Below are 6,379 nucleotides of genomic sequence, written 5' to 3' on the forward strand. Positions count from 1 at the left end.
GTGCCGGCAAGAGGACTTGAACCCCGGAGCCTACTGATTACAAGTCAGTTGCTCTACCAGTTGAGCTACACCGGCTTTATATCTATCCTAACATTTATGCAAGAATAAATATGGTGGAGGATGACGGGCTCGAACCGCCGACCCTCTGCTTGTAAGGCGAGATGCTCTCCCAGCTGAGCTAATCCTCCACTATGTAGGAATCTCTCAATCCGACAAAGATTATTATATACTGGTTTTAATCATTTGTAAAGGCTATATTAAAAAAATTTTATTTCAATTTTCATTGCGTATTTCTTTTAACAAATGATCGTCATTTCTCCTATTCAAACAGCTGCTGTTCCACGTTTTGCAGCTGAACTTCTCTCTTCTATATTCTCTTTTAAAACGTTCAATTCCTGGGGAATTTTAGCAGTCCCTCATTTTTATACTTTAATGATATATGTATCTCTTTAGCCGTAAGCATTTATAAAAAATCATAAAGCTTATTAAGTTTTAATTTCCCTATATAAGCTGATACTCTGTCTCTCTATTGTTTTTTTATAGATAATGGTTTATGCGATAGACTCTTTTTCTCTTTATATCCAAGTATTTCACACGCTGCTTGTGGACATAAAATGAAGCCACGATCTTTTATCAAACAAGTGAATGTATGTACCCTCAACTTGCACAAAAAAGACCAGTTTGGACTGGAACTGATCCTAATAGAAGCTTGGCGGCGTCCTACTCTCACAGGGGGAAACCCCCAACTACCATCGGCGCTGAAGAGCTTAACTTCCGTGTTCGGTATGGGAACGGGTGTCACCTCTTCGCTATCGCCACCAAACCTGATGGAGATATGTTCTCTCAAAACTAGATAACAATGTTCATGCTTCACATTAGAATATAGGTTAAGTCCTCGATCTATTAGTATCTGTCAGCTCCACGTGTCACCACGCTTCCACCTCAGACCTATCAACCTGATCATCTTTCAGGGATCTTACTTCCTTGCGGAATGGGAAATCTCATCTTGAGGGGGGCTTCATGCTTAGATGCTTTCAGCACTTATCCCGTCCGCACATAGCTACCCAGCGATGCCCTTGGCAGAACAACTGGTACACCAGCGGTGCGTCCATCCCGGTCCTCTCGTACTAAGGACAGCTCCTCTCAAATTTCCTGCGCCCGCGACGGATAGGGACCGAACTGTCTCACGACGTTCTGAACCCAGCTCGCGTACCGCTTTAATGGGCGAACAGCCCAACCCTTGGGACCGACTACAGCCCCAGGATGCGATGAGCCGACATCGAGGTGCCAAACCTCCCCGTCGATGTGGACTCTTGGGGGAGATAAGCCTGTTATCCCCGGGGTAGCTTTTATCCGTTGAGCGATGGCCCTTCCATGCGGAACCACCGGATCACTAAGCCCGACTTTCGTCCCTGCTCGACTTGTAGGTCTCGCAGTCAAGCTCCCTTGTGCCTTTACACTCTGCGAATGATTTCCAACCATTCTGAGGGAACCTTTGGGCGCCTCCGTTACATTTTAGGAGGCGACCGCCCCAGTCAAACTGCCCACCTGACACTGTCTCCCTGCCCGATAAGGGCAGCGGGTTAGAAGGTCAATACAGCCAGGGTAGTATCCCACCGATGCCTCCACCGAAGCTAGCGCTCCGGTTTCCAAGGCTCCTACCTATCCTGTACAAGCTGTACCAACATTCAATATCAGGCTGCAGTAAAGCTCCACGGGGTCTTTCCGTCCTGTCGCGGGTAACCTGCATCTTCACAGGTACTATAATTTCACCGAGTCTCTCGTTGAGACAGTGCCCAGATCGTTGCGCCTTTCGTGCGGGTCGGAACTTACCCGACAAGGAATTTCGCTACCTTAGGACCGTTATAGTTACGGCCGCCGTTTACTGGGGCTTCAATTCGCACCTTCGCTTACGCTAAGCGCTCCTCTTAACCTTCCAGCACCGGGCAGGCGTCAGCCCCTATACTTCGCCTTACGGCTTCGCAGAGACCTGTGTTTTTGCTAAACAGTCGCCTGGGCCTATTCACTGCGGCTTCTCGGGGCTTTAACACCCTAAGAAGCACCCCTTCTCCCGAAGTTACGGGGTCAGTTTGCCGAGTTCCTTAACGAGAGTTCTCTCGATCACCTTAGGATTCTCTCCTCGCCTACCTGTGTCGGTTTGCGGTACGGGCACCTCTCACCTCGCTAGAGGCTTTTCTTGGCAGTGTGGAATCAGGAACTTCGCTACTAAATTTCGCTCGCCATCACAGCTCAGCCTTTACGGGAAACGGATTTGCCTATTTCCCAGCCTAACTGCTTGGACGCGGATATCCAATACCGCGCTTACCCTATCCTCCTGCGTCCCCCCATTGCTCAAATGGTGAGGAGGTGGTACAGGAATATCAACCTGTTGTCCATCGCCTACGCCTTTCGGCCTCGGCTTAGGTCCCGACTAACCCTGAGCGGACGAGCCTTCCTCAGGAAACCTTAGGCATTCGGTGGACGGGATTCTCACCCGTCTTTCGCTACTCATACCGGCATTCTCACTTCTAAGCGCTCCACCAGTCCTTCCGGTCTGGCTTCACAGCCCTTAGAACGCTCTCCTACCACTGTTCGTAAGAACAGTCCGCAGCTTCGGTGATACGTTTAGCCCCGGTACATTTTCGGCGCAGAGTCACTCGACCAGTGAGCTATTACGCACTCTTTAAATGGTGGCTGCTTCTAAGCCAACATCCTGGTTGTCTAAGCAACTCCACATCCTTTTCCACTTAACGTATACTTTGGGACCTTAGCTGGCGGTCTGGGCTGTTTCCCTTTCGACTACGGATCTTATCACTCGCAGTCTGACTCCCAAGGATAAGTCATCGGCATTCGGAGTTTGACTGAATTCGGTAACCCGGTAGGGGCCCCTAGTCCAATCAGTGCTCTACCTCCGAGACTCTTACCTTGAGGCTAGCCCTAAAGCTATTTCGGAGAGAACCAGCTATCTCCAGGTTCGATTGGCATTTCACCCCTACCCACACCTCATCCCCGCACTTTTCAACGTGCGTGGGTTCGGGCCTCCATTCAGTGTTACCTGAACTTCACCCTGGACATGGGTAGATCACCTGGTTTCGGGTCTACGACCACGTACTCATGCGCCCTATTCAGACTCGCTTTCGCTGCGGCTCCGCATCTTCTGCTTAACCTTGCACGGGATCGTAACTCGCCGGTTCATTCTACAAAAGGCACGCCATCACCCGTTAACGGGCTCTGACTACTTGTAGGCACACGGTTTCAGGATCTATTTCACTCCCCTTCCGGGGTGCTTTTCACCTTTCCCTCACGGTACTGGTTCACTATCGGTCACTAGGGAGTATTTAGCCTTGGGAGATGGTCCTCCCGGATTCCGACGGAATTTCACGTGTTCCGCCGTACTCAGGATCCACTCTGGAGAGAACAACATTTCAGTTACAGGGCTGTTACCTTCTTTGGCGGGCCTTTCCAGACCTCTTCGCTTATATCGTTCCTTTGTAACTCCGTATAGAGTGTCCTACAACCCCAAGAGGCAAGCCTCTTGGTTTGGGCTGTTCCCGTTTCGCTCGCCGCTACTCAGGGAATCGCATTTGCTTTCTCTTCCTCCGGGTACTTAGATGTTTCAGTTCCCCGGGTATGCCTTCTCATACTCTATGTATTCAAGTATGGATACTACTCCATTACGAGCAGTGGGTTTCCCCATTCGGAAATCTCCGGATCAAAGCTTGCTTACAGCTCCCCGAAGCATATCGGTGTTCGTCCCGTCCTTCATCGGCTCCTAGTGCCAAGGCATCCACCGTGCGCCCTTTCTAACTTAACCATTTCTTACTTTAGAAAGAATCACTATGTGTGATGAACTTTGCATTGCATTCAATGTGAATGTATTACTTATTGTTATCTAGTTTTCAAAGAACAATCCTGTCTCGCTAGAGACATGTTTTGAAGGAATGATCCTTCAAAACTAAACAAGACGAAAACGTACGCTGCTCCATATCCTTAGAAAGGAGGTGATCCAGCCGCACCTTCCGATACGGCTACCTTGTTACGACTTCACCCCAATCATCTGCCCCACCTTCGGCGGCTGGCTCCATAAAGGTTACCTCACCGACTTCGGGTGTTGCAAACTCTCGTGGTGTGACAGGCGGGTGTACAAGGCCCGGGAACGTATTCACCGCGGCATGCTGATCCGCGATTACTAGCGATTCCAGCTTCACGCAGTCGAGTTGCAGACTGCGATCCGAACTGAGAACAGATTTATGGGATTGGCTAAACCTTGCGGTCTTGCAGCCCTTTGTTCTGTCCATTGTAGCACGTGTGTAGCCCAGGTCATAAGGGGCATGATGATTTGACGTCATCCCTCCTCCGGTTTGTCACCGGCAGTCGCCTAGAGTGCCCAACTGAATGCTGGCAACTAAGATCAAGGGTTGCGCTCGTTGCGGGACTTAACCCAACATCTCACGACACGAGCTGACGACAACCATGCACCACCTGTCACTCTGTCCCCGAAGGGAAAGCCCTATCTCTAGGGTTGTCAGAGGATGTCAAGACCTGGTAAGGTTCTTCGCGTTGCTTGGAATTAAACCACATGCTCCACCGCTTGTGCGGGCCCCCGTCAATTCCTTTGAGTTTCAGTCTTGCGACCGTACTCCCCAGGCGGAGTGCTTAATGCGTTAGCTGCAGCACTAAGGGGCGGAAACCCCCTAACACTTAGCACTCATCGTTTACGGCGTGGACTACCAGGGTATCTAATCCTGTTCGCTCCCCACGCTTTCGCTCCTCAGCGTCAGTTACAGACCAGAGAGTCGCCTTCGCCACTGGTGTTCCTCCACATCTCTACGCATTTCACCGCTACACGTGGAATTCCACTCTCCTCTTCTGCACTCAAGTTTCCCAGTTTCCAATGACCCTCCCAGTTAACCGGGGCTTGCGTAGTCGGACTTAAAACCGCCTATACAGAGCCCTTTGCACCGGGATGTGATTCCGGACAACGCTTCCACCTACGTCTGCCGCAGCTGTGTCGGGCGCGTGGTCCGCCGTGGCTTTCTTGTCCAGTACCGTCAGAGGTCCAAGCGGTTGCTCTCGCACTTGTTCTTTCCCTAACAACAGAAGCTAAGCGATCAAAAACCTTCATCGCTAACGCGGCGTTACTCCGTCAGACTTTCATTAATGCTGCGGAAGATTCCCTCTGCTGCCTCCCCGTAGGAGTCTGGGCCGTGTCTCAGTCCCAGTGTGGCCGATCACCCTCTGGGCTCGGCTACGCATCGTCGCCTTGGTGAGCCATTACCCCACCAACTAGCTAATGCGCCGCAGTTTTCCATCTGTAAGTGACAGCCGAAACCGTCTTTCATCCTGAACCGGTGCAGGATTACAGGGACTATACCGGTATTAGCTCCGGTTTCCCGGAGTTATCCCAGTCTTACAGGCAGGTTACCCACGTGTTACTCACCCGTCCGCCGCTAACATCCGGGAGCAAGCTCCCTTCTGTCCGCTCGACTTGCATGTATTAGGCACGCCGCCAGCGTTCGTCCTGAGCCAGGATCAAACTCTCCGAGGTATGCAGGATGCATATCACACATGCGTTGCTACACGATGTAGCGAACTTAGCATGTGATCATTTCCTGCCTCGCCAGTTTGACTGACTACCTATGAAGTTTCATAGGATTTTTTTATAAAAACTCGAATTAACAGGTACGTTTTGTCTTGTTTAGTTTTCAAAGATCATATTGGTGGAGCCTAGCGGGATCGAACCGCTGACCTCCTGCGTGCAAGGCAGGCGCTCTCCCAGCTGAGCTAAGGCCCCATAAAAGATGGTCGGGAAGACAGGATTCGAACCTGCGACCCCTTGGTCCCAAACCAAGTGCTCTACCAAGCTGAGCTACTTCCCGATCTTAATGGCGCGCCCGAGAGGAGTCGAACCCCTAACCTTTTGATCCGTAGTCAAACGCTCTATCCAATTGAGCTACGGGCGCTTATTTATAATGCCGAGGGCCGGACTTGAACCGGCACGGTAGTCACCTACCGCAGGATTTTAAGTCCTGTGTGTCTGCCAATTCCACCACCCCGGCGTGGATGGTATAAGCGGAAGACGGGATTCGAACCCGCGACCCCCACCTTGGCAAGGTGGTGTTCTACCACTGAACTACTTCCGCATTACAGGATTTCTTTATTTTATTTGGCAATGCGGGTGAAGGGATTTGAACCCCCACGTCATAAAGACACTAGATCCTAAGTCTAGCGCGTCTGCCAATTCCGCCACACCCGCATGAAACATGGTGAGCCATGAAGGACTCGAACCTTCGACCCTCTGATTAAAAGTCAGATGCTCTCCCAACTGAGCTAATGGCTCGCTTTAAAAACGACTTGTCTATCTTACCATATGAAAGTG

At 50.9% G+C, this 6,379-nt stretch carries 9 tRNA genes and 3 rRNA genes; all 12 read right to left on the reverse strand.

Annotated elements, in window-relative coordinates:
* Position 1: 1 nt before the first annotated feature.
* Positions 2-75, reverse strand: a tRNA-Thr gene (locus tag AAYR28_RS18960).
* Positions 76-111: 36 nt separating this feature from the next.
* Positions 112-188 (reverse strand) — tRNA-Val (locus AAYR28_RS18965).
* 519 nt (positions 189-707) lie between these two features.
* Positions 708-823, reverse strand: a 5S ribosomal RNA gene (gene rrf / locus AAYR28_RS18970).
* A 60-nt stretch (positions 824-883) separates the two neighbouring features.
* A 23S ribosomal RNA gene (locus AAYR28_RS18975) occupies positions 884-3,814 on the reverse strand.
* Positions 3,815-3,994: 180 nt separating this feature from the next.
* A 16S ribosomal RNA gene (locus tag AAYR28_RS18980) occupies positions 3,995-5,548 on the reverse strand.
* Together the 16S, 23S and 5S rRNA genes with 7 tRNA genes alongside form the textbook arrangement of a ribosomal RNA operon.
* 170 nt (positions 5,549-5,718) lie before the next feature.
* Positions 5,719-5,794: transfer RNA gene (locus AAYR28_RS18985), tRNA-Ala, on the reverse strand.
* Between the two features lie 8 nt (positions 5,795-5,802).
* A tRNA-Pro gene (locus AAYR28_RS18990) sits at positions 5,803-5,879 on the reverse strand.
* A 7-nt stretch (positions 5,880-5,886) separates the two neighbouring features.
* Positions 5,887-5,963: transfer RNA gene (locus AAYR28_RS18995), tRNA-Arg, on the reverse strand.
* 10 nt (positions 5,964-5,973) lie between these two features.
* A tRNA-Leu gene (locus tag AAYR28_RS19000) sits at positions 5,974-6,059 on the reverse strand.
* Between the two features lie 12 nt (positions 6,060-6,071).
* Positions 6,072-6,143 (reverse strand) — tRNA-Gly (locus tag AAYR28_RS19005).
* 30 nt (positions 6,144-6,173) lie between these two features.
* Positions 6,174-6,256: transfer RNA gene (locus AAYR28_RS19010), tRNA-Leu, on the reverse strand.
* A gap of 8 nt (positions 6,257-6,264) precedes the next feature.
* Positions 6,265-6,340 (reverse strand) — tRNA-Lys (locus AAYR28_RS19015).
* Between the last annotated feature and the right edge of the window lie 39 nt (positions 6,341-6,379).

It is taken from the genome of Bacillus safensis (assembly GCF_039619585.1).
Lineage (GTDB): Bacteria > Bacillota > Bacilli > Bacillales > Bacillaceae > Bacillus > Bacillus safensis.